This window comes from Streptomyces sp. NPDC046759, from assembly GCF_040645475.1.
Taxonomy (GTDB): Bacteria; Actinomycetota; Actinomycetes; order Streptomycetales; family Streptomycetaceae; genus Streptomyces.
The window spans coordinates 175,366-199,225 of sequence record NZ_JBEYYJ010000009.1 but is presented as its reverse complement, the minus strand read 5'-3'; the positions used below and the strand labels follow the sequence as shown (position 1 = coordinate 199,225).

19 protein-coding genes are annotated in these 23,860 nt (G+C 71.4%); 7 read left to right on the top strand and 12 right to left on the bottom strand.

The window, feature by feature from the left end; genetic code table 11:
- Positions 1–34: 34 nt before the first annotated feature.
- Positions 35–2,548, bottom strand: coding sequence for a DUF3516 domain-containing protein (locus tag ABZ919_RS15285; RefSeq protein WP_361247518.1), 2,514 nt, complete (start codon positions 2,546–2,548; stop codon positions 35–37).
- Positions 2,549–2,693: 145 nt separating this feature from the next.
- On the opposite strand from ABZ919_RS15285, the gene ABZ919_RS15280 reads away from it, so the two are divergent.
- Positions 2,694–3,488, top strand: a complete 795-nt coding sequence (locus tag ABZ919_RS15280) for a metal-dependent hydrolase (RefSeq protein WP_361247517.1) — start codon at positions 2,694–2,696, stop codon at positions 3,486–3,488.
- Positions 3,489–3,541: 53 nt separating this feature from the next.
- Here the strand turns inward: ABZ919_RS15280 and ABZ919_RS15275 are convergent, their stop codons facing one another.
- The 4 genes from ABZ919_RS15275 to ABZ919_RS15260 form a co-directional block, all read right to left on the bottom strand.
- Positions 3,542–3,820, bottom strand: a complete 279-nt coding sequence (locus tag ABZ919_RS15275) for a type B 50S ribosomal protein L31 (protein ID WP_361247515.1) — start codon at positions 3,818–3,820, stop codon at positions 3,542–3,544.
- 42 nt (positions 3,821–3,862) lie between these two features.
- Positions 3,863–4,333 carry a DUF5709 domain-containing protein gene (locus tag ABZ919_RS15270; RefSeq protein WP_361247513.1) on the bottom strand — a complete coding sequence of 157 codons (471 nt, stop codon included), beginning with the start codon at positions 4,331–4,333 and terminating at the stop codon, positions 3,863–3,865.
- A 630-nt stretch (positions 4,334–4,963) separates the two neighbouring features.
- Positions 4,964–6,745, bottom strand: coding sequence for an ABC transporter ATP-binding protein (locus ABZ919_RS15265; RefSeq protein WP_361247512.1), 1,782 nt, complete (start codon positions 6,743–6,745; stop codon positions 4,964–4,966).
- Positions 6,742–8,547 (bottom strand): ABC transporter ATP-binding protein, encoded by a 1,806-nt coding sequence (locus ABZ919_RS15260; protein ID WP_361247510.1) that lies wholly within the window; start codon positions 8,545–8,547, stop codon positions 6,742–6,744. Before ABZ919_RS15260 ends, ABZ919_RS15265 begins: the two co-directional genes overlap by 4 nt.
- A 349-nt stretch (positions 8,548–8,896) precedes the next feature.
- On the opposite strand from ABZ919_RS15260, the gene ABZ919_RS15255 reads away from it, so the two are divergent.
- Both ABZ919_RS15255 and ABZ919_RS15250 read left to right on the top strand, forming a co-directional pair.
- Positions 8,897–9,661: a L,D-transpeptidase family protein gene (locus tag ABZ919_RS15255; RefSeq protein ID WP_361247626.1), complete on the top strand. Its 765-nt coding sequence runs from the start codon at positions 8,897–8,899 to the stop codon at positions 9,659–9,661.
- Between the two features lie 123 nt (positions 9,662–9,784).
- The gene (locus ABZ919_RS15250) at positions 9,785–11,395 is read left to right on the top strand and encodes a peptide-N4-asparagine amidase (protein ID WP_361247508.1); all 1,611 of its coding nucleotides are present in this window, start codon (positions 9,785–9,787) and stop codon (positions 11,393–11,395) included.
- A gap of 100 nt (positions 11,396–11,495) precedes the next feature.
- Here ABZ919_RS15250 and ABZ919_RS15245 read toward each other — a convergent pair whose 3' ends face one another.
- Complete coding sequence (locus ABZ919_RS15245; protein WP_361247506.1) at positions 11,496–11,945, bottom strand: MarR family transcriptional regulator; 450 nt, start codon at positions 11,943–11,945, stop codon at positions 11,496–11,498.
- Positions 11,946–12,059: 114 nt separating this feature from the next.
- Here ABZ919_RS15245 and ABZ919_RS15240 point away from each other — a divergent pair, with 114 nt between their 5' ends.
- Together ABZ919_RS15240 and mltG are read left to right on the top strand one after the other, a co-directional pair.
- Complete coding sequence (locus ABZ919_RS15240) at positions 12,060–13,868, top strand: ABC transporter ATP-binding protein (protein WP_361247505.1); 1,809 nt, start codon at positions 12,060–12,062, stop codon at positions 13,866–13,868.
- 75 nt (positions 13,869–13,943) lie between these two features.
- Positions 13,944–14,828, top strand: a complete 885-nt coding sequence (gene mltG, locus ABZ919_RS15235; RefSeq protein WP_361247503.1) for an endolytic transglycosylase MltG — start codon at positions 13,944–13,946, stop codon at positions 14,826–14,828.
- Positions 14,829–14,840: 12 nt separating this feature from the next.
- On the opposite strand, the gene ABZ919_RS15230 is transcribed toward mltG, so the two are convergent.
- Positions 14,841–15,920 carry an NAD(P)-binding domain-containing protein gene (locus tag ABZ919_RS15230; RefSeq protein WP_361247501.1) on the bottom strand — a complete coding sequence of 360 codons (1,080 nt, stop codon included), beginning with the start codon at positions 15,918–15,920 and terminating at the stop codon, positions 14,841–14,843.
- Positions 15,921–15,976: 56 nt separating this feature from the next.
- On the opposite strand from ABZ919_RS15230, the gene ABZ919_RS15225 reads away from it, so the two are divergent.
- Positions 15,977–16,105, top strand: a complete 129-nt coding sequence (locus ABZ919_RS15225) for a hypothetical protein (RefSeq protein WP_361247500.1) — start codon at positions 15,977–15,979, stop codon at positions 16,103–16,105.
- Positions 16,106–16,285: 180 nt separating this feature from the next.
- Positions 16,286–17,155, top strand: coding sequence for a helix-turn-helix domain-containing protein (locus tag ABZ919_RS15220; protein ID WP_361247499.1), 870 nt, complete (start codon positions 16,286–16,288; stop codon positions 17,153–17,155).
- A 57-nt stretch (positions 17,156–17,212) separates the two neighbouring features.
- Here ABZ919_RS15220 and ABZ919_RS15215 read toward each other — a convergent pair whose 3' ends face one another.
- Genes ABZ919_RS15215 through ABZ919_RS15195 form a run of 5 tightly spaced genes read right to left on the bottom strand, consistent with a single transcriptional unit; the run spans position 17,213 to position 23,530 of the window.
- The gene (locus ABZ919_RS15215) at positions 17,213–18,403 is read right to left on the bottom strand and encodes an acetyl-CoA C-acyltransferase (RefSeq protein WP_361247497.1); all 1,191 of its coding nucleotides are present in this window, start codon (positions 18,401–18,403) and stop codon (positions 17,213–17,215) included.
- Positions 18,400–19,044 (bottom strand): CoA transferase subunit B, encoded by a 645-nt coding sequence (locus ABZ919_RS15210; protein WP_361247495.1) that lies wholly within the window; start codon positions 19,042–19,044, stop codon positions 18,400–18,402. The genes ABZ919_RS15215 and ABZ919_RS15210 overlap by 4 nt, the downstream gene beginning before the upstream one ends.
- Positions 19,041–19,799, bottom strand: a complete 759-nt coding sequence (locus ABZ919_RS15205; RefSeq protein ID WP_361247493.1) for a CoA transferase subunit A — start codon at positions 19,797–19,799, stop codon at positions 19,041–19,043. The genes ABZ919_RS15210 and ABZ919_RS15205 overlap by 4 nt, the downstream gene beginning before the upstream one ends.
- Positions 19,800–19,811: 12 nt before the next feature.
- Positions 19,812–21,584 (bottom strand): FAD-dependent monooxygenase, encoded by a 1,773-nt coding sequence (locus ABZ919_RS15200; protein ID WP_361247491.1) that lies wholly within the window; start codon positions 21,582–21,584, stop codon positions 19,812–19,814.
- A 17-nt stretch (positions 21,585–21,601) separates the two neighbouring features.
- Positions 21,602–23,530, bottom strand: coding sequence for a maleylacetate reductase and hydroxyquinol 1,2-dioxygenase domain-containing protein (locus ABZ919_RS15195; RefSeq protein ID WP_361247489.1), 1,929 nt, complete (start codon positions 23,528–23,530; stop codon positions 21,602–21,604).
- Positions 23,531–23,860: the final 330 nt, after the last annotated feature.

Here is a 23,860-nt window from a genome sequence, read left to right as displayed (position 1 = left end):
GATTCTCCTGGGCTCACGACTGGTCGACAAGGGCTCACAGCTGCCCGACATCGGTGACGCGCACGACCGCGCGGCCCTCGGCGTCCGAGGCGGCGAGGTCGATCTCCGCGCTGATGCCCCAGTCGTGGTCGCCGTTCGGATCGTCGAAGATCTGGCGGACGCGCCAGATTCCGTTCTCCCGCTCCTCGTTGATGACGAGCAGCTTGGGACCGCGGGCGTCGGGACCGGTGCCCAGGTCGTCGTACTCGTCCCAGTACTTGTCCATCGCCTCGCCCCACGCGTCGGCGTCCCAGCCGGACTCGGCGTCGATCTCGCCGAGTTCCTCGACCTGGTCGAGGGCGGCCAGTTCCACGCGGCGGAACATGGCGTTACGCACCAGGACCCGGAAGGCGCGTGCGTTGGCGGTGACCGGCTTGACCTCGTCGGCCTTCTCCTGGGCTTCCTCGGCGGTCATCTCCTCCGGGTTCGCCAGCTGCTCCCACTCGTCCAGCAGGCTGGAGTCCACCTGGCGCACCATCTCGCCGAGCCACTCGATCAGGTCCTGCAGATCCTCGGACTTGAGGTCGTCGGGGATGGTGTGGTCGAGGGTCTTGTAGGCGCTGGCGAGGTAGCGCAGCACGATGCCCTCGGTGCGGGCCAGCTCGTAGAAGGACACCAACTCGGTGAAGGTGAGAGCTCGTTCGTACATGTCCCGGATGACGGATTTCGGCGACAGCGGGTGGTCACCGACCCACGGGTGGCTCTTGCGGTAGGTGTTGTACGCGTGAAAGAGCAGTTCCTCCAGCGGCTTCGGGTACGTGATGTCCTGGAGGCGCTCCATGCGCTCCTCGTACTCGACGCCGTCCGCCTTCATCGCGGCCACGGCCTCGCCGCGCGCCTTGTTCTGCTGGGCGACGAGGATCTGCCGAGGGTCGTCGAGGGTGGACTCGACGACGGAGACCATGTCGAGAGCGTAGGACGGCGACTCGGGGTCGAGGAGTTCGAACGAGGCGAGCGCGAACGTGGACAGCGGCTGGTTGAGCGCGAAGTCCTGCTGGAGGTCGACGGTGAGGCGGACGATGCGGCCTTCGGCGTCGGGCTTGTCGAGCTTCTCCACGATGCCGCCGTCCAGCAGCGAGCGGTAGATCGCGATCGCCCGGCGGATGTGGCGCAGCTGCTGCTTGCGCGGCTCGTGGTTGTCCTCGAGGAGGTGACGCATCGCGTCGAAGGCGTTGCCAGGACGGGCGATCACCGACAGCAGCATCGTGTGCGTCACCCGGAAACGCGAGGTCAGTGGCTCCGGTTCCGACTCGATCAGCTTCTGGAAGGTGTTCTCCGTCCAGCCGACGAAGCCCTCCGGCGCCTTCTTGCGCACCACCTTGCGCCGCTTCTTGGGGTCGTCGCCCGCCTTCGCCAGCGCCTTCTCGTTCTCGATGACGTGCTCCGGCGCCTGCGCCACGACGAGCCCCGCCGTGTCGAAACCGGCCCGGCCCGCCCGGCCCGCGATCTGGTGGAACTCCCGGGCGCGCAGCGTGCGCACGCGGCTGCCGTCGTACTTCGTGAGGGCCGTGAACAGCACCGTCCGGATGGGCACGTTGACGCCGACCCCGAGCGTGTCGGTGCCGCAGATGACCTTCAGCAGACCTGCCTGGGCGAGCTTCTCCACCAGGCGGCGGTACTTGGGCAGCATGCCGGCGTGGTGGACGCCGATGCCGTGCCGGACGTAACGGGAGAGATTGCGACCGAACTTGGTGGTGAAGCGGAAGTTGCCGATCAGCTCGGCGATCTGGTCCTTCTCCTCGCGCGAGCACATGTTGATGCTCATCAGCGCCTGCGCCCGCTCCACGGCCTGCGCCTGCGTGAAGTGCACGATGTACACCGGGGCCTGCCTGCTCTCCAGCAGGTCGGTGAGCGTCTCGGTGAGCGGAGTGAGCTTGTACTCGTAGGAGAGGGGCACCGGGCGGGTCGCCGAGCGGACCACCGACGTGGGGCGGTCGGTGCGACGGGCGAGATCCTTCTCGAAGAAGGACACATCACCCAAAGTGGCCGACATCAGGATGAATTGCGCCTGGGGGAGCTCCAGCAGAGGGATCTGCCAGGCCCAGCCGCGGTCGCCCTCGGCGTAGAAGTGGAACTCGTCCATGACGACCTGGCCGATGTCCGCGTCCTTGCCGTCGCGCAGCGCGATCGATGCCAGCACCTCGGCGGTGCAGCAGATCACGGGAGCGTCGGCGTTCACGGAGGCGTCGCCGGTGAGCATGCCCACGTTCTCGGTGCCGAACAGCTTGCACAGCTCGAAGAACTTCTCCGACACCAGCGCCTTGATCGGGGCCGTGTAGAAAGTGACCTCGTCCCGGGCCAGTGCGGCGAAGTGCGCACCCGCGGCGATCATGCTCTTGCCGGAGCCGGTGGGTGTCGAGACGATCACGTTCGCCCCGGAGACAACCTCGATCAGCGCCTCCTCCTGGTGGGGATAGAGGGTGAGGCCGCGCTCCTGCGCCCACGACTCGAAGGCTTCGTACAGGGCGTCGGGGTCGGCGGTCGGCGGCAGCTGATCGATGAGTGTCACGCCCCCATCTTGCCTGGCCTTCTGCCCCAGAGGGGAATCGGCTGTGGGCACGAAGATCATGGCCGCTACGCTGTGTCGCCGACGACGCATCAGCGCACCGGGTCAACTGGACAGCGGCACACGAGGAATGGGGCGGGAAGCGGCCATGATGGGACCAGCACACTCACTGTCGGGGGCCGCGGCCTGGCTCGGCGTCGGAGCGGCCGCCGCGGCGGCAGGGCATCCGATGCCCTGGCCGGTGCTCCTGTGCGGCGCCCTGATCTGCGCCGGCGCCGCGCTCGCACCGGACCTCGACCACAAGGCGGCCACGATCTCCCGGGCCTTCGGACCGATCTCCCGCTGGATCTGCGAGATCGTGGACAAGTTGTCGTACGCCGTCTACAAGGCGACCAGGATGAAGGGCGACACACGGCGCTCGGGAGGCCACCGTACGCTGACGCACACCTGGCTGTGGGCGGTGCTGATCGGTGCCGGGTGCTCGGCGGCGGCGATCGCGGGGGGCCGCTGGGCGGTGCTGGCGCTCCTGTTCGTGCACATGGTGCTGGCCATCGAGGGCCTGCTGTGGCGGGCGGCGCGGGGTTCCAGCAGCGATGTCCTGGTCTGGCTGCTGGCGGCGACCACCGCATGGATCCTCGCGGGCGTCCTGGACAAGCCCGGCAACGGCTCGAACTGGCTCTTCACCGCGCCGGGCCAGGAGTACCTGTGGCTGGGGCTTCCGATCGTGCTCGGCGCGCTGGTGCACGACATCGGGGACGCACTGACCGTGTCCGGCTGCCCGATCCTGTGGCCGATCCCGCTGGGCCGCAAGCGCTGGTACCCCGTGGGGCCGCCGAAGGTGATGCGGTTCCGGGCCGGAAGCTGGGTGGAGCTGAAGGTGCTGATGCCCGTGTTCATGCTGCTCGGCGGAGTCGGTTGCGCGGCGGCCCTCAATGTGATCTGAGGCGCCCCGCCCCTCCGAGGAACCCGGGACCGGACATGGGCCGGGCCTCGGAATCAGATCGCCTCGTCGCCCCCCGCCTCTGCGCCCTCCGCACCGCCGTACCGGCGCTCGAAACGGGCGACGCGGCCCTCGGTGTCGACCGTGCGGGCCTTGCCCGTGTAGAAGGGGTGGCTCTCCGAGGAGATCTCCACGTCGATCACCGGGTAGGTCCGGCCGTCGTCCCACTCGATCGTCTGCTCGCTCTGAGCCGTCGAGCGGGTCAGGAACGCGTAGCCGGCGGCCCGGTCCCGGAAGACCACCGGGTGATAATCGGGGTGCTTGTCCTGCTGCATGGCGGCTCCTCCTACGGGGAGGTCGGGCAGGAGACGTGTGGGTCAGCCGGGCAGGGACTCCTCGTCGACGACGTGCACCGCGGCCTCCTCGGCGGAGGCGCCGGCGCCGTCGATACCGACGTCGGTGGCGACGAGGGCGGCCTCCTCGTCCTCGTGAACTCCCTCGTCGGGGGCCACCAGCCGGCCGGAGCGGAGGTTGCCGACCTCGTTGTCCAGGAGCTCCCCGTCGGTCCCCGAGCAGTCACCGAGATCGTCGCCGTCCGGTGCGGCCAGATCGGGCTGCTCCTCGGCGAGCCGCTGGTCGAGGGTCTCGCCCGCCTGTCGTTCGGCCGCTGTCACCCCCCGGTGCTCCACCGCCCAGGGACGCTCGGGAGGGGACCAGCCACGGTCGAGCGGGTCGTCGACGCCGTCGAAGTCCAGTGTGTCCTCGACGTCGAGCACCCCAGAATCCTCCCGGATCTCCGAGGAATCGGGCTGGTAGACGTCGTCCCCCCAGCCGTCGGCGCTGTCCACGAGTACCTCCAGATGGTGAGGACGGCCGTGTGCCACCGCAACGGGCGGCGGGCCGCCGGCACGCGCGGCACGGGTGGCACACGCCGCGAGCCGGGTGGGTCCGGGGCGTTCCCCGAGCCGGTGCCGTTCTCCAGACTTCCACCCCCGGTCGGGACCGCGCAACGGCACGAGCACGGGTCGGCACCGGTGCCCGGTTACCGGCACCACACCGGCCCCATGACCCGCCCCCTCACCGTCGTCCGGCCCGCTGCCAGCGCCGGCGGGCCGGGGCATGCGGATGCCGGGCGCGCTGTGGTCCGGCTGCCGGAAGTGCCGGCAGGTTCGCCTGTGCGCTCACCTGATGTGCCCCGGTCGTCTCTGGTGCCGATGGACCTCGCAGCGGGGCTGCTCGCCACGGGGCTGCTCAGCGCGGTGCGGCGGTCCGTGGTGCCGGCAGCCCCGGCTGTGCGGGTACTCGTCGGGCCCTGGTTGCCCCCGCTGCCCCCGCTGCCCCGGCTGCTGCCGGTCGTCGCCGTGGCACTTGGCGGCGGGGTCGCGGCCGGAGCGTGCGGTGCCGCCTTGGTCGCGGTGACCGGCACGGCCGGCGGGGTCTGCGCCGCCGTACCGGTCATCCGGTCGTTCGGCGGATCCTCAGCCGTGCCACGACCGCCAGAGCGCCGCGTACGCGCCGTCGGCCGCGACCAGATCGTCGTGGCTGCCCAGCTCGCTGATACGGCCGTTCTCCACGACGGCGATCACGTCGGCGTCGTGGGCGGTGTGCAGGCGGTGGGCGATGGCGACCACGGTGCGGCCGTCGAGGACGCGGGCCAGGGAGCGCTCGAGGTGCCGGGCCGCGCGCGGATCGAGCAGCGAGGTCGCCTCGTCCAGGACCAGCGTGTGCGGATCGGCGAGCACGAGCCGGGCCAGTGCGATCTGCTGGGCCTGCGCCGGGGTCAGGGCAAGACCGCCGGAGCCGACCTCGGTGTCCAGACCGTCGTCCAGGGCCCGTGCCCAGCCGTCCGCGTCGACCGCGCCCAGCGCCGCCCACAGCTCGGCGTCCGTGGCGCCGGTGCGGGCCAGCAGGAGGTTGTCGCGCAGGGAACCCACGAACACGTGGTGCTCCTGGTTGACCAGGGCGACGTGCGAGCGGACGCGTTCTGCAGGCATCCGGGCCAGCTCCGCGCCGCCCAGCGTGATCCGGCCGTCGCGGGGTGCGTAGATACCGGCGAGCAGCCTCCCCAGCGTGGACTTGCCCGCCCCCGAGGGACCGACCAGGGCCAGCCGGGTGCCAGGAGCGACCTGCAGGGACACGCTGCGGAGCACGTCGACCCCCTCGCGGTAGCCGAAGTGCACCCGGTCGGCCTGCACGTCCCGCCCGCCGGGCGCCAGCGAGGCGTCTGCGACGTCCGGCGCGATGTCCCGCACGCCGACCAGGCGGGCCAGCGACACCTGGGCGACCTGCACCTCGTCGTACCAGCGCAGGATCAGGTTCACCGGGTCGACGAGCATCTGCGCGACGAGGGCACCGGTGGTCAGCTGCCCCACCCCGATCCAGCCGTTGAGGACGAACGTCCCACCGACCATGAGGACCGAGCCGAGCACGATGACATGGACGGCGTTGATGACGGGGAAGAGCACGGACCGCAGCCACAGCGTGTAGCGCTCCCAGGCGGTCCACTCCTTGATCCGCCGGTCCGACAGGGCGATGCGGCGGTCGCCCAGCCGGTGCGCCTCGATGGTGTGGCCCGCGTCCACCGTCTCGGCGAGCACGGCGGCGACGGCCGCGTACCCGGCGGCCTCGGAGCGGTAACCGGCGGGTGCCCGTCTGAAGTACCAGCGGCACCCGGCCACCAGCACCGGCACGGCGATCAGCACGGCGGCCGCCAGAGGCGGAGCCGTGACGACGAGCCCGCCGAGCAGCAGCAGGGCCCACACGACACCGATCGCCAGCTGCGGCACGGCCTCACGCATCGCGTTGGCCAGGCGGTCGATGTCGGTGGTGATGCGGGAGAGCAGGTCGCCGGTGCCGGCCCGTTCCAATACGCCCGGTGGCAGGCCGACCGATCGGACCAGGAAGTCCTCGCGCAGGTCGGCCAGCATCCGCTCGCCGAGCATCGCGCCCCGCAGCCGTACCTGCCGGGTGAAGGCGGACTGCACGACCAGCGCGAGCACGAACAGGCCGGCGGTCAGGCCCAGATGCAGCTCCCGCGACCGGTCGGACACCCGCTCGACGAGGTCGCCGAGCAGGTACGGGCCCACCATGGAAGCGATCACGGCCACGGTGTTGACGCCGATGAGCAGCAGAAAGGCCCGGCGGTGCCGGCGGAACAGCTCCGCGACATAAGCGCGCACGGTCGCGGCGGCGCCGACGGGCAGGGTGGTGGCGGTCGTGGGTGCCGCGGGGTCGTACGCCGGCGGCGCAACGCCGATCATGCGCTCTCCTCGATGTCTTCCGTTTCCTGGCGCGCGCCCACCAGGGCGCCCTTGTCGGCCGCGGCCAGTTCGTCGTCCGTCTCCCGGGTGACCACGGCCCGGTATCGCGGCTCACTGCTGATCAGTTCGCGGTGCACGCCGACCGCCACGACCTCGCCCTCGTGGACCAGGGCGACCCGGTCCGCGCGGTCGAGCAGCAGCGGCGAGGAGGTGAACACCACGGTCGTGCGTCCCGAGCGCAGCCGGCTCAGTCCGTCCGCGATCCGTGCCTCGGTGTGGGAGTCGACCGCGGAGGTCGGCTCGTCCAGCACCAGTACCTCCGGGTCGGTGATCAGTGACCGGGCCAGCGCGAGCCGCTGGCGCTGGCCGCCGGACAGGGACCGCCCGCGCTCGGTGATGCGGGCGTCCATCGGGTCGGTGGCGTCGAGGGACCCCTGGACGAGCGCGTCCAGGACGTCGTCGCACTGCGCCGCTGCCAGCGCGTCGGCGGCCCGTACGGCTCCCGAGGCGGGCACGTCGAGCAGCTCCCGTAGTGTGCCGGAGAGCAGCACCGGATCCTTGTCCTGCACGAGGACGGCGCTCCGGGCGCTGTCCAGCGGGAGCTCGTCCAGAGCGACACCGCCGAGCAGCGCCGAGCGGACCGGCTCGGTCGGATGGCCTCCCAGCCGCTCCGCGAGCCGGCCCGCCGCGTCCGGGTCGCCGCAGACCACGGCGGTGAGACGGCCGGCGGGAGCGAGCAGACCGGTGCCGGGGTCGTACAGATCGCCCCGGGGCGCCGCCGCCTCGCGGATGCCCTCGGCGGCGGTGGACCGTTCCAGCGACAGCACACGTGCCGCGCGTTTGGCCGAGGGGCGGGAGAAGGAGTACGCCATGGCGATCTCCTCGAAGTGCCGCAGCGGATAGTTGAGGACCATGACCGCGCTGTAGACGGTGACGAGTTCACCGACGGTGATCCGTCCCTGGCGGGCGAGGTGGATGCCGTGCCAGACGACGGCGATGAGCAGCAGCCCGGGCAGCAGCACCTGGATGGCGGAGATCAGCGACCACATCCGGGCGCTGCGCACCGCAGCCTGCCGTACCTCCTGGGAGGCGCGGCGGTAGCGGTCGAGGAACAGCTCCTCACCGCCGATTCCGCGCAGCACCCGCAGCCCGGCGACCGTGTCCGAGGCCAGCTCGGTGGCCCGGCCCGCCTTCTCGCGCTGCACGTCGGCGCGGCGCGTCGCCCGGGGCAGCAGGGGCAGCACCGCGAGTGCCACGACGGGCAGTCCGACGGCGACGACGCCGCCCAGGGCGGGCTGGTAGACGAGGAGGCCGACGCAGACCACCACGACCGTCAGCGCGGCCGCGGTGAACCGGGAGACCGCCTCGACGAACCAGCCGATCTTCTCGACGTCGCCGGTGGAGACGGCCACCACCTCGCCCGCGGCGACCCGCCGGGTCAGCGCGGAGCCGAGCTGGGCGGCCTGGCGTGCCAGCAGTTGCTGGACGCGGGCGGCAGCCGTGATCCAGTTCGTGACGGCTGTCCGGTGCAGGAAGGTGTCGCCGAGGGCGATGCCGGCGCCGCACAGCAGCATCAGACCACCCGTCAGGGCGAGGCGGGTGCCGGAGCGGTCGACGACCGCCTGGACGGCGAGTCCGACGCAGAAGGGCAGGGCCGAGACGGAGACGAAGTGCAGCAGGCCCCAGGCGAGCGACTTCAGCTGTCCGCCCAGCTGGTTCCGCCACAGCCACCTCAGGAATCGGGGGCCCGAGCGTGCGTCCGGGACGCCCGGATCGGCGTACGGAAGGTCTTGAATCTGCATGACGTCCCAGTGGTTCGTGTCAGGTGGGGGAGGCAACGAGGGAACGGGGGAGGAGGGGCGCCGAGAGGGGAGGGGGCGCCGGGAGGGGAGGGAAGCGGGAAGGGGAGCCGGCGAGGAGCGGTGACGGACCGTGAAAGGTTCGCGTCGTCGCGTGGTTGATTTCAAACGGTTTTCCTGAGGGGCACCGAAATCCACCGGCTTCCGGCCACTGGTCACCGGGCCCGACGCGGTCGGTGCCCCGGCCGACGTCACTGGTCAGGCGTTCAGCCGGTGAACCACACGCATGATGCCGTCACCCGAATGTCTGGAAGATCACACAATGAGCCGGTACGTGAGCGACGATGGTCCCGTGAAGATCCACGGTGTGCGGCGAATGACGGTTGGCTTGACGGCTCTTGGAACTCTTCTGGCGACCCTGTCGGCGTGCGGCGCCGACGGGTCAGGCCCCGCTCGCGCCGACAGGGCGGCGGGCCCCAGCGGTCGGGCCGTGAAGAGCCCGACGGTGTCGACCGCCGCCCCCACGATCGACCGAGGCCGCCTCCCTGGCGTCGGTGACCAGCTGTTCCGGCGGATCCCGGACGACTCCGGGCAGGTCGTCGTGGTCTACGGCGAGGGCGAGGACTCGGCCGACTCCACGGCCGTGCTGTACACACGTGAGGGTCCGGAGTGGCGGGAGGTGGCCGGCTGGCCGGCGCACAACGGCCGGAGAGGGTGGACCACGGACCATCACATGGGCGACGAGCGCAGTCCCGTCGGTGTGTTCGGTCTCTCCGACGCGGGCGGTGTGCTCGCCGACCCCGGCACCAGGCTGCCGTACGACCGGGACGAGGGAGCCTACGCGCCTCCGAACGCCTGGGACGAGGCACACCAGCACGACTTCGACTACGTCATCGCCATCGACTACAACCGCCTCCCGGGCACCCCGCCGAACGACCCCACGCGCCCGGAGGGTGACGACAAGGGCGGCAGCATCTGGCTGCACCTCGACCATGGCGACGGCACGTCCGGCTGCGTCAGCGTGTCCAAAGAGGCCATGGCGTTCCTGCTGCGCACGCTCGATCCGGCCCGTCGTCCGGTGATGGTGATGGGGGACCGGACGGAACTGCGCGCCTGACGCGCCGGGGCACACCGTGGCGTGCTCTTCCCCCTGCGCCGACCGAAGCGTCCGGGGCGCTATCGCGCCGTTCTTCCCGAGGTGTCATTGCGAGCCGGCCCGACTCCCCGTAGAACACCGGCCATGAGTAGACGGATAGTCATGTCCATGCTCGCCGGAGCGACCCTCCTGGTGAGCGCGTTCTTCGGCAGCGGAGCCGGCGTGGCCCAAGCGGCCGAGGTCCCCACCGAGTTCGGTACCGACTGGCACGACCCGGTCACCGCCGCCCCGCCCGTGGAACGGCCGCACGCCAAGTCGTGCCAGGTCACCCTCGCCGACGCCCAGTTCCGTGACTTCACGCCGTACCGGGGCGCGTACACGCCGCCCCGCGGCTGCAGCGACCGCTGGAGCAAGGTCGTCCTGCGGCTCGACGGCAAGGTGAAGGGCCGTCAGTACGACCGCCTCGGCTATCTGCACGTCGGAGGGGTGGAGATCCTGCGCACCTCGACTCCGGAGCCCTCCCCGGACGGCATCGCATGGCACGTCGAGAAGGACGTCACCCGCTACAGCGACACGTTCCGCAGTCCGCAGGACGTCGAGATGCTGATCGGCAATGTCGTGGACGACACCTACACCGGCGTCATCGGCGTACACGTCACCCTGACCTTCTACGCGGGCCGCCCCGCGCAGCGGACCCCCGACCGCGTGCTCCCCCTCGCCGACACGTCCGGCGGCACGACCCTCACCGCACCGCGCAACAGCGAGCGGATCGTTGCCGAGGTCTACGCGACGGGTTCGGGCGGCGGATGCGAGGAGTTCTGGTACCTGACCGTGGCCGACCCGGCGTCGTACTCCTGCAAGGCCGATCTCGGCCCCTACCGCGAGGTGCAGATCAAGGTCGACGGCCAACTCGCCGGAATCGCCGCGCCGTTCCCCAACGTCTGGACCGGCGGCTGGTCCAACCCCTTCCTCTGGTACGTCGTCCCGGCGCCGCACGCCTTCGACGTCCGGCCGATCGAATACGACCTCACGCCCTTCGCGGGCCTGCTCGACGACGGCCGTCCGCACCACGTCGAGGTCTCCGTCGTCGGTGTGCCCGAGGGGCGGACGGGCTGGAGCGCACCCGTGAACGTCCTGGTCTGGCAGGACGCCCACCGCGCCCACGTCACCGGAGCCGTGACCGAGCACAGGGTGACCGACCTCGCCAATTCCTCCACCTACACCCCCGGCTCGGAGAACCGAGTGAACACCGAGGCGGGGCACCGGCTCGCCGTGGCCGGATACCTCGACACCTCCCACGGCCGCGTGAGCACGACCGTCACCCGGACACTCGCCAACACCTCCGTCCACCGCTGGACCGAGGGCGAGAACACGGACGGGCTGGACGCGACCTGGTCCGACGACCAGACGGTGACCGTCGGTGGACACGGCACCGCGCGGACGACGCACACCCACCGCACGTACGCCATGAACGGCGCGACGACCATCGGCGCGGACGGCCGGCTGCGCACCGTGCTGACGCTCGGTGACCGCGCCTCGGTCGTGGAAGCGCGGGACGGCCGGCGCACCGCGTGGACGTGGCTCGACGACACGTACCGCGGCGACGCGGCGTACACGATCGACGTCCCGCGCGACCAGCGGCACGCGGTCGGCACGTCGAGCGAGCGCTATCGGCAGTATGGATCCGGCGGATGTTACGACCGTTCGCTGGCCACGGTTCAGGGTGTGCTGACGGAGGACCGCGAGCGCTGTTGAGCGCGGCGCTGGGCGGCGAGCCCGACGGCAGGCCGGCGGGCCGTGCACCGGGGCGGTGTGCGGCCCGCAGCGCTGTGCGCCGGCCTCGGTGTCCTGTCGCTCAGCAGCGGTTGCCGCCGTCCCCCTCGATCAGGGTGTCCAGCAGGACGCCGAGTACCTGGCGTTCCTTCTCCGTCAGCGGAGCGAGGATTTCCTCGGCCGCCGAGCGGCGTGCGCCGCGCAGCTCGCGCAGGGTCGTGCGCCCCTCGTCCGTCAGCTCGATCCGGGTCACGCGCCGGTTCGCCGGATCCGGCATCCGGCGTACCTTCCCGTTCGCCTCCAGCCCGTCGACCAGGGTCGTCACCGCGCGCGGCACCACCTCCAGGCGCTCGGCCAGGTCGGCCATGCGCGGGGGCGAGGCGTAGTGCGCCAGGGTGCGCAGCAGCCGGGACTGGGCCGGGGTGACGCCCAGTTCGTGCCGTTCCAGATGGCGCTTCTGGATGCGGTGCACCCGGCGGGTCAGCCGCAGCAACTGCTCGGCGAGCAGGCCGTCGGGGTCGGGGGTGGTCATGCGGGAACAATATCAGGATGCCGTTCATTGTGAGTATAGGTAACAATGAGCTGCGATCCGTTCGTCAGCGTCGGCCGGTCACGGCCGGACGCCCGTCCACCTCCGTAGGAGCCCATGCATCCCGACCATGAACCGTCCTGGACCCCACCTGCCGACGCCAAGGACCAGCCCCGGCAGGTGCGCCGCATCCTGAAGCTCTTCCGTCCCTACCGCGGCCGGCTCGCGATCGTCGGCCTGCTGGTCGGCGCCTCCTCGCTGGTCTCGGTGGCCACGCCGTTCCTGCTCAAGGAGACCCTGGACGTCGCGATCCCCCGGGGCCGCACCGGTCTGCTGAGCCTGCTCGCGCTCGGCATGATCCTCAGCGCGGTCCTCTCCAGCGTGTTCGGCGTGCTCCAGACGCTGATCTCGACCACCGTCGGCCAGCGCGTCATGCACGACCTGCGCACCGCCGTCTACGGCCGCCTGCAGCGCATGTCGCTCGCCTTCTTCACGCGCACGCGCACCGGCGAGGTGCAGTCCCGGATCGCCAACGACATCGGCGGCATGCAGGCCACCGTCACCTCCACCGCGACCTCCCTGGTCTCCAACGCCACCAGCGTCGTCGCCACGATCGTCGCGATGGTCGCGCTCGACTGGCGGCTCACCGTCGTCTCGCTGCTCCTGCTGCCGGTGTTTGTGTGGATCAGCCGCCGGGTCGGCAACGAACGCAAGAAGATCACCACCCGGCGGCAGAAGCAGATGGCCGCGATGGCGGCCACCGTCACCGAGTCGCTCTCGGTCAGCGGCATTCTCCTCGGCCGCACCATGGGCCGCTCCGACTCGCTCACCGCCTCGTTCGCTGAGGAGTCCGAGCGCCTCGTCGACCTCGAGGTGAGAGCGAACATGGCAGGGCGCTGGCGCATGGCCGTGATCACGATCGTCATGGCCGCGATGCCCGCCGTCATCTACTGGACCGCGGGCCTGGCCCTCCAGTTCGGCGGACCCAAGGTCTCGCTCGGCACCATCGTCGCGTTCGTCTCGCTCCAGCAGGGCCTCTTCCGCCCGGCCGTGAGCCTGCTCGCCACCGGCGTCCAGATCCAGACCTCCCTGGCGCTCTTCCAGCGCATCTTCGAGTACCTGGACCTGCCGATCGACATCACCGAGCGGGAGCAGCCCGTCCACCTCGACCAGATCAAGGGCGAAGTGCGCTTCGAGGGCGTGGAGTTCCGCTACGACGGCCACGACAAGACCCGCCCCGTCCTCGACGGCATCGACGTCGCGGTGCCCGCGGGCGGCAGCCTCGCCGTCGTCGGCCCGACCGGCGCCGGCAAGTCCACGCTGGGCTATCTGGTGCCCAGGCTCTACGACGTCACCGGCGGCCGCGTCACCCTGGACGGCGTCGACGTCCGGGACCTCGACTTCGACACCCTCGCCCGTGCGGTCGGGGTCGTCTCCCAGGAGACGTACCTCTTCCACGCCTCCGTCGCGGACAACCTCCGATTCGCCAAGCCGGACGCCACGGACGAGGAACTGCGGGCGGCGGCCGGGGCGGCGCAGATACACGACCACATAGCCGCGCTGCCCGACGGCTACGACACGGTCGTCGGCGAACGCGGGCACCGCTTCTCCGGCGGTGAGAAGCAGCGCCTCGCGATAGCGCGCACGATCCTGCGCGATCCGCCGGTCCTCATCCTCGACGAGGCGACCAGCGCGCTCGACACCCGCACGGAGGCCGCTGTGCAGGAGGCGATCGACGCCCTCTCCGCGGACCGGACGACGATCACCATCGCCCACCGGCTGTCCACGATCCGCAGCGCCGACCAGATCGTGGTCCTCGACTCCGGACGGGTCGCCGAGCGCGGCAGCCACGAAGAACTGCTGGAACGGGACGGGCGGTACGCCGCGCTGGTGCGCCGGGACGCGCAACTCGAACCGGCGAGCTGAACGCGAGACTGACGCCGCGATCGACAAACTGAACATATGCCGGGTTTATAGCGGTTCGCGTAATACCGTGCCCGCATGCAGACGAAACTTCCGCCGCGGAGCACGATTCGACTGACGCGCCGGGGCAGGCTCGTCCTCGTCGTGGCCGGCGCCGCCCTGGTCGGCACCGCCGTGGCGGTGCCGCTGCTGACGCTGAACGGCGGCCCTGAGGAGGCACCGCCCTCCGCGCTGGTCGTCCCGGAGGGCTGGCGCTCCGGCCAGGTCTACGCCGCGATCGACAAGGCCCTCGAGCTGCCTGCGGGAAGCACGCACCGATCCATCGGGAAGGCCGCACTGAAGCTGCCGCGCGAAGCCGGAGGTAATCCAGAGGGCTTTCTCTTCCCGGCGACCTACGCCTTCCGGAAGGGAGCGACGCCCGAGTCCCTGCTGCGCGCCATGGTCGACACGGCCAAGAACAAGTTCGACGCGGCGCCGGTCGCGGCCGGGGCGCAGCACAACGCGCTGAACGTCTACCAGCTCGTCACCGTCGCCAGCATCGTCCAGGCCGAAGCCGCCACGAAGGCGGACATGGGCAAGGTCGCCCGGGTCGTCCTCAACCGGCTGGAGCGCGGGATGCCGCTGCAGATGGACTCGACGATCAACTACGCGCTGCACCAGAGCACTGCTCACCCCAGCCAGGACGACACCCGCATCGAGAGCCCGTACAACTCGTATCAGCGCATGGGCCTGCCGCCTACGCCCATCGACAACCCCGGAGAGGAAGCGATGCACGCCGCACTCAACCCGACGCCGGGCGACTGGCTGTACTTCGTCACGGTCAAGCCGGGGGACACCCGTTTCGCCTCCGACTACCTGACGCACATGCGCAACGTCGCGGACTTCAACGCCCTGCACCAGGGCACGGACCAGGGGCAGATCCCCGGCCCGCGTCCGGCTTCCCCGCAGTCACCGGCCCGATGAGCGGACGGCACGTCACGCGGCGACCGGCTGTTCCTCCGCCAGCAGCCGCCTGATGTCCCGGACGGCCGCGCGGCCGGCCCGGTTGGCGCCGACGGTGCTGGCCGAGGGGCCGTAACCGACGAGGTGGACGCGTGGATCCGCCACCGCCCGGGTGCCCTCGACCCGGATCCCGCCGCCCGGCTCGCGCAGCCGCAGCGGACGGAGGTGGTCGAGCGCGGCCCGGAATCCGGTCGCCCAGAGGATCACATCGGCGGTGACGTGCCGTCCGTCGCTCCAGGCCACGCCGTCCGGCGTGATCCGGTCGAACATGGGCTGCCGGTCCAGGACGCCGTCCGCGAGGCCCTGCCGGACGGCGTCGTTGAGGGGCAGCCCGGTGACCGAGACCACGCTCCGCGGCGGCAGCCCCTGGCGCACGCGCTCCTCCACCAGCGCGACGGCGGCGCGGCCGGCCTCCTGGTCGAACGGCCCCTCGCGGAACACCGGAGGCCGCCGGGTCACCCACGTGGTCGCGGCCGCGTACGGTGCCACTTCCAGCAGGTGCTGGGTCCCGGAGGCGCCGCCGCCGACGACCACGACCCGCCGACCGGCGAACTCCTCCGGACCGGCGTACTGCGCGGTGTGCAGTTGCCGTCCGCTGAAGGTCTCCTGGCCCGGATAGCGCGGCCAGAACGGCCGGTCCCAGGTGCCCGTCGCGTTGATCAGCGCCCGTGTCGACCAGATGCCGTCCGAGGACTCCACGCGCAGCCGGCCACCGTCGCCTTCCCGTACGGCCCGTACGTCGACGGGGCGTCGCACGCGCAGGCCGAAGGCCCGCTCGTACCGGTCGAAGTACTCGCCGATCACCACCGACGAGGGCCGCCCCGGATCGGCGCCCGTCAGCTCCATGCCGGGCAGCGCGTGCATCCCGTGCACCTTGCCGTACGTCAGGGACGGCCACCGGAACTGCCAGGCACCGCCCGGCGCGGGGGAGTGGTCGAGGACCACGAAATCGCGGTCCGGCGAGAAGGCGGCGCGCTGCAGATGGTAGGCGCTGGACAGCCCGGCCTGACCGGCGCCGATGACCACGACCTCGACCGCACGTGATTCGTTCACGCGTCTGCCAACCGCGATCCGGGCTTGGATCTTCCCGGGGATCCGGGCCGTGGGTCGTGCCTTCCAGGGCGCCCGCATACCACCAGTTCGAGGGGGTGAACCTGGCCCGCAGCGACCGGTCGGCCATGCTCGCCGGACTGGTGGCGGCCGCACTCGCCGCAGCCGCCGCGCTCGTGGCGCTCTGAGGGCCCGGTGCCGGGCACCACCACGGCACGGTGGCACCTGACGTCGGCGCGGACGGCGGCCACGCAGCCACCGAAGCCGGCACCGAGTGCGACCCCGCCCGCGTCCGCGATCCAGGCGCTTCTCGATACCCGCCATCTCATTTACTATTCAACTATATGGGGCCGTGAGGAGGTCGCACCATGACGGAACTCGGACTGGCCGACACGGTCGGCATGCTGCGACAGCCCGGCGTGCGTACACATCACACCAGCTCAGGGCTCGGCTGGGACCGGCTCTACCTCTCCATGCAGGAGGAGCAGCCCTACCGCGCGGCCTTCGACCCCGCCCCCACCCATCTGGTGATCCTGCACCTCAGCGGACCCGTCACCGTACGGCGGGGGCGAGGGTCCGACCAGCGGTCACGGACGATCCCGGCGGGTGGGCTCTTCCTGCAGCCGGCCGGCCGGAGTCTCGCCGTCGAGCTCGGCGGGCGGCTGGACACGATCCACGCCTACCTCACTGACGCCGCTCTGCGCGACGCGAACGACGGGCGGCCCGTGGAGCTGTCCGAGGCCCTCGGGACCAGTGATCCACTCACCGAACAGCTGATGCTCGCGCTGGAGAGCACGCTCCGCTCCTGGGAGCCGTCGGCCCGCACGTACACGGACCACCTGACCGGGATGCTGGCCGCGCAGCTCGTACGCCGCCACGGTGCCCGCGCGACCGCGTCCCCGCCCGACCGGTCCGGGCTCTCCGACCGGCAGCTGGCCGCCGTCCGCGAGCTCATGGAACAGCGCCTCGACGAACCGCTGCCGATCACCGACCTCGCCGGCGCGGCCTCGCTGAGCCCGAGCCAGTTCACTCGGAGGTTCCGGGCGAGCACCGGCCAGTCGCCCCACCAGTTCCTGCTCCGCCTGCGTCTGGAGGCCGCGTGCCGGCTGCTGCGCACCGGCTCCACCCCGATCGCGGACGTGGCCGTCACCTGCGGGTTCTCCCATCAGGAGCACCTCACGCGGGTGATGCGCGCGCGATTGGGCACCACCCCGGCCGCGCTGCGCCGGTCCGGCTGAGGAGGTCCCGCACAACCTCCTGCGCCGGCCCGATGAGGAGGCCCCCACGGCCTCGCCTCAGCGTTCGAGCACCAGGGCCAGCGCCTGGCCCACCCCGATGCACAGCGCCGCCAGACCCGTGCCGGTGCCCGCGGCGGCCAGCTGGTGCGCGACCGCTCCGGTGATACGGGCGCCCGACGCGCCCAGCGGGTGGCCGATCGCGATGGCGCCGCCGCGCGGGTTGACCACCTCCGGGTCGAGTTCCGGCAGCGCGGCCAGGCACGCCAGCGCCTGGGCGGCGTAGGCCTCGTTCAGCTCGATCGTGTGCAGATCGCCGGGGGCGACGGCGGCCTTGGCGAGCACCTTGCGGACGGCGTCGACCGGGCCCAGCCCGAAGTGCTGCGGCTCGATGCCCGTCACGGCCGCGGCCCGCACCCGGGCCAGGGGCTCGCGCCCGATCGCGGCGAGCCCGTCCTCGTCGGCGAGCAGCAGCGCGGCCGCCCCGTCGTTGAGCGGCGAGGCGTTGCCGGCCGTGATGGTGCCGTCCGCGGTGAAGGCCGGCTTCAGCCGGGCGAGGGCCTCCAGGGAGGTGTTGTCCCGGATGCCCTCGTCACGGGGAAGGTCCACGCCCTCCACGGCGACGACCTCCCCGGCGTACTCGCCCTCGCGCCAGGCGCGGGCCGCGTTGCGGTGGCTCGCCAGGGCGAACGCGTCCTGTGCCTCCCGGGTGACGGCGTACTTGGCGCCGACGAGTTCCGCACTCTCGCCGAGCGGGATGGTCCACTCGGCGGGCATCCGGGGGTTCACCATCCGCCAGCCGAGCGTCGTCGAGTACAGCTGCTGGTCCTTCGCCGGGAAGGCCCGCTCCGGTTTCGGCAGCACCCAGGGCGCGCGGCTCATGGACTCCACACCGCCGGCTACCGCGACGGACGCGTCGCCGAGCGCGATGGCACGGGCCGCCTGGACGACTGCCTCCATACCGGATCCGCACAGCCGGTTGACCGTGGCGCCGGGCACGGTGACCGGGAGTCCGGCGAGCAGCACGGCCATACGGGCCACGTCACGGTTGTCCTCGCCCGCGCCGTTCGCGTTGCCGAGCAGTACGTCGTCGATGCGCGCGGGGTCCAGGCCGGGGCTGCGGTCGAGCAGGGCGCGCAGCACGCCGGCAGCGAGGTCGTCGGGGCGCACGCCCGCCAGGGCACCGCCGTAGCGGCCGAAGGGGGTACGGACGGCGTCGACGACGTACACGTCACGGGGTCGCTCGATCATCGGTGGCTCCCAGCAGGATTGACGAGGAACGGGGTATGGGCGGCCACCTGGTGGACCGTCACATGCGGGGCGGTCTCGACGAGTTCGAGTCCGTCGGGTGTGACGTCGAGGACGCACAGGTCGGTGATGATCCGGTCCACGCAGGCGCGTCCGGTGAGGGGCAGCGTGCACTCCTGGACGATCTTGGAGGTGCCGTCCTTCGTCAGGTGCTCCATGAGGACGACCACCCGACCGGCCCCGTGGACGAGATCCATCGCACCACCCATCCCTTTGATCATTTTTCCGGGGACCGCCCAGTTGGCGAGGTCCCCGCGGACCGACACCTGGAGCGCCCCCAGGACGGCGGTGTCGATGTGGCCGCCGCGGATCATTCCGAAGGAGAGCGCGGAGTCGAAGAAGGACGCTCCCGGCCGTACGGTCACGGTCTCCTTGCCCGCGTTGATCAGGTCGGCGTCGACCTCGTCGGGCGACGGGTACGGTCCGACGCCGAGCAGCCCGTTCTCCGAGTGCAGGACGACGTCGACACCCGGCGGCAGGAAGTCGGCGACCCGGGTGGGCAGACCGATGCCCAGGTTGACGTAGTCACCGTCCCGCAACTCGCTCGCCGCGCGCGCCGCCATCTCGTCCCTGGTCCAGCTCATCGCTCGCGCACCGTCCTCTTCTCGATTCCCTTGTCGGCCGCCTGCGCGGGGGTCAGTGCCACGACACGCTGCACGAAGACCCCGGGGAGATGGATCTCGTCGGGTTCGAGTACGCCCGGCTCGACCAGCTCCTCCACCTCGGCGATCGTGATGCGCCCGGCCATGGCGGCCAGCGGGTTGAAGTTGCGGGCCGCGCGGCGGAAGACGAGGTTGCCGTGGCGGTCCCCGCGCGCCGCCCTGACCAGCGCGTAGTCCGTGGTGATGGCGTGCTCCAGGATGTGGTCCACGCCGCCGAAGGCGCGCACCTCCTTGGCCGGCGAGGCCACGGCGACCGAACCGTCCGCCGCGTAGCGCCACGGCAGTCCACCCTCGGCCACCTGGGTGCCGACGCCGGCCGTCGTGTAGAAGGCGGGGATCCCCGAGCCGCCCGCCCGCAGTCGCTCGGCGAGCGTGCCCTGCGGCGTCAGTTCGACTTCCAACTCGCCCGCGAGGTACTGGCGGGCGAACTCCTTGTTCTCGCCGATGTACGAGCCCGTGACCCGGGTGATCCGGCCCGCGGCCAGCAGGATGCCGAGGCCGCGGCCGTCGACGCCGCAGTTGTTCGACACCACCGTCAGACCGCCCGCCCCGCTCTCGTACAGGGCGCCGATGAGCACCTCGGGGACACCGCTCAGCCCGAAGCCGCCGACGGCGAACGACCGTCCGTCCGTCACGTCCGCCAGGGCCTCCCGGGCCGTGGCCATCACCTTGTCCATCCTGCTTCTCTCCTACCTGGACAGCACCTGGCGCAGCGCGCCGAGCAACTCGTGCCGCGCCTGCTGCGCGCTCTCGGGTGCGGTGGCGCGGCGCCAGGCGACGTGGCCGTCGGGGCGCACGAGCAGTACGCCGTCCTCGGCCATCTCGCTGACGCGACTCCAGTCGCCGTACGCGTCCCGGACGTTGTCGTCGCCGATGCGCACCACCCGCAGCGGGACGCCGAGGTCTGTCCGGCAGGCGGCCGCGGCGGTGTCCCAGACGCCGCCCGACAGGCCGGTCAGCACGGTGAAGGTGCCGTCGCCGACGACGTCCAGCGTGGACAGACGCTCACCCTGGGCGTCGACCAGCCACGCGTGCGGCAGCTTCGCGCCGGGGCGGGTGGTCGGTTTGGCCACCAACTCACGGTCCTGTTCCCAGACTTCGGCGGAGGCGTCATCGGGAGAGACTGCGGAGGAGACGTAGCGCTGGTTCATCTCGACACCGTGCGCGTTGAACTCGTAGTTCTTGAGCTGGATCGCCTCTTCGAGCAGGCGCCGCTTCTTGGCGCCCTCGGGTGTCGGCGCGTTCATGGCCGCGAGCCCCTCGGCGATGTCCTCGTGGCCGGCGCCACCGCCGATGCCGAGCACCTCGAAGATCGGGCCGAACTGGTCACGGCTGAGGTTGGCCCGTTCGACGATCTGCCGCCCGACGGGGGCCCGTTCCGCGGAGTAGGTGTCGAGCAGCTCCGGGCCGGCCTCGCCGCGGATCACCATCGCGAGCTTCCAGGCCAGGTTGTACGAGTCCTGTACGGAGGTGTTGGAGCCGAGCCCGTTGGACGGCGGGTGACGGTGCACCGCGTCACCGGCGCAGAAGACCCTCCCGGACGAAAAGGCCGAGGCGTAGGCGTGGTTGACGGTCCACAGCGAGGTGGAGGTGATCTCCACCGGCAGGTCGGGGTCACCGATCAGGTCGCGCACGATCTGCCGCGCAGACTCGTCGTCCACCTGAGGCGGCGGCTGCTCGATGTCGTACCCCCACACCAGCAGCCACTCGTTCCACGGACGGACCATGCGGACCAGCCCCATGCCGATTCCGCCGGTCTCGGCCCCGGGCTGCAGCACCCAGTACAGGACGCTCGGCCGGTGGGCGCAGTACTGGGTGAGGTCGGCCTTGAAGACGATGTTCATGCTGCCGGCCTTGGCCATACGGCCGTCGAAGGGCAGGCCGAGCTGCTCTGCGACGGTGCTGCGCCCGCCGTCCGCGCCGATCAGGTAGCGGGCCCGTACGGTGAACTCGTCGCCCCGGACCCGGTCGCGCAGCCGCGCGGTGACGCCGCTGTCGTCCTGGGTGAAGCTGAGGAACTCGGTGTCGAAGCGGACCTTGGCGCCGCGGGCCGCCGCGTTCTTGACGAGGATCGGCTCCAGGTAGGTCTGCGGCAGGTCGATCATCTCGCAGGGGCTCTTGGCCGCGTATTCGCTGACCGTAGCCGGACCGGTGCCCCAGGTGCGGATGCGGCCGATCTCGTGCCCGGTCAGCGAAGTGCACAGCACCGTGTCACCCATGAGGTGGGACGGGCTGCCGGCGGCCAGTGCCTCGGACTCCACGCCGAGGTCGCGCAGGACCTCCATGGTGCGTTGGTTGGTGATGTGCGCCCGCGGGGTGTTGGCCAGCCAGCCGTACTTCGTCACCAGCAGGGTGCGGATGCCGTAGGTGGCCAGCAGCAATGCGGCGGAACCACCGGCGGGGCCGCTGCCGACGACGAGGACGTCGGTGTCGTACGTGTCGTGCGCAGGGGTGATGGTCATGGGTGAACGCTCCTCGGTCATCCGGCCAGGGGGGCGAGGCGGAAGATGTAGTCGAGCCGGCGCCACTCGCTGTCGGCCCGGCGGCCGTCGGGGGCGGGACCGGACTGCGGGGTGAAGTCGACGACGAGCTCGTCCTTGACGCCGAAGACGGTGTCGCTGTCGAGGTAGGCGCCGCCCGACACGAACAGCTGGGTGACGAGCCGGTGGTGGCCGGGCGCGTCGATCATGAAGTGGAGGTGCGGAGCCCGGTAGGGATGGCGTCCGGTCGCCTTGAGCATCTGCCCGACCGGCCCGTCCTCGGGGATCGGGTACTCCGAGGGCAGGATGGACCAGAAGCAGATCCGCCCCTCGGCGTCGGTGCGCAGCCGCCCACGGAGCACCGGTCCCTCCAGGTCCGGGAGCTGGACGTCGTAGAAGCCGTCCTCGTTGGACTGCCACACGTCCACGACCGCGTCTCCGACCGGCTCACCGCCGGTGTCCGTGACGCGCACGTCCACCCAGAGCGGGGTGCCCGGCAGCCCGCCGGAGATGTCGCCGCCGTGCGGCGTGTCGGGCGGACCCTCCGTGTAGAAGGGACCGAGTACCGCCGAGGGAGTGGTGTGGGGCGTACGGGAGTTGGTGAGCAGGTCCACGGCGCTGGAGACACCCAGCGTGTCGGACAGCAGCACGAACTCCTGACGGGTCGGGCTGCAGCTCTCACCGGTGCGGGTGAGGAAGTCGACGGCGTACTGCCATTCGCTGTCGGTGACGTCGTTCCCGGCGACGAAGGCGTGCAGATGCCGGACCAGTTCGCTCAGCAGCGTACGGACGCGCGGGTCGGGGGCCTGCGCGAAGCTCGCCACGACCTGTTCGGTGAGACGGGCCAGCTTGGCCTCCGTGGACGGGGGACCTGCGGGACGGCGTCCGTGCCAGGCGCCGGCCAGCACCTCCGCGATGCCCTCGGTGGTCAGCTCGCGCGGGTTCGGGTACGGCGTGGAGGTGGCCAGCTCCGCCGCGCGGGCCAGGCCGGACTCCGGCATGCCGAGGTCACGCAGCGAGGTGGGGCCGCCCAGGGAGGCGACCAGGTCGTGGACGCCGCTGGGGGCGTCGGGTACGCCCAGGGCGTCGGCGATGCGGCGCATCACGCCGGGCACCGCGGGCGCGTTGTAGGCCATGGCGTGCGGCAGGACGACCGTGTGTGTCTCGGCGTGCGGCAGATCGAAGCTCCCGCCGAGGGTGTGGCACAACTTGTGGTGCAGGCCCATGCCCACCGTGGCGAGGCACCTTCCGGCCAGCCAGGCCGCGTGCAGCAGGTCGGCGCGCGCCTCGAGGTCGGCCGGGTCGGCGGCCAGACGCGGCAGCGCCCGGGCGATGCGGGAGATCGCGTCCAGGGCCTGCTGGTCGGTGACGGGGTCGGCGTCGGCGGAGTACAGGGCTTCGACGGCGTGGGCGAGCGCGTTGACGCCGCTCGTGATGGTCAGGGAGAGCGGCAGGGTCAAGGTGAAGTCGACGTCGTAGACGACGGTCTCGGGCAGGATCTCCGGTGACGACCGGGTGACCTTGCGTCCGTTCTGCGTCTCGCCGAGCACGGGGGTGACCTCGGAGCCGGCGTACGTGGTCGGCAGGATCAGCTGCGGCAGTCCCGTGCGCAGGGCCAGCGCCTTCGACAGGCCCGTGGTCGAACCGCCCCCGACGGCGACGATGCCGTCCACGGAGGCCTCCCTGAGCACGCCGAGAGCCTGTTCGGTCACCTCGACCGGTGTGTGCATGGCCGCGCCGCCGAACTCCGCCGCCACCAGGCCGCCGAGCGCCTGGCGGACCCGGCCCGAGGCTGTCGCGAGGGGCCCGCTGGACAGCAGCATCACCCGGGAGCAGCCGAGCCGCTCGACCTCCTCGCCGAGGCGCCCGACCGTGCCGGCACCGAAGACCACCCGTGAGGGGTGGGATGTGTAGACGAACGTCCGCATCGAACTGCCTCCGCGTGTCATCCGGTCGTGCGGTCCCTTGAGCCCCCGAGTATGCGAAGGGCATCCGCGTGAACTCCTGCACGATCCGCGCGCCGTTCTGCACGAAACACGCGGGCGGTCGCGCACTTGTCATTTAGTTAAAGATTCAAGTAAAATGGCGGGGGATTGCCGAGAAGGCGTGGAGCAGCCGCGTGAGATCGGCGCGACACCGATCGGCCGGGCGACCGGCAGGACGAGGGCGGCCGCTGTCCGGGAAATGGCCTGGGCCGTGTCCTCGCCCTGGTGGCGTCCACGTGCCAGGGGGCCCGCCAGTCGGCCATGACCCGGCCT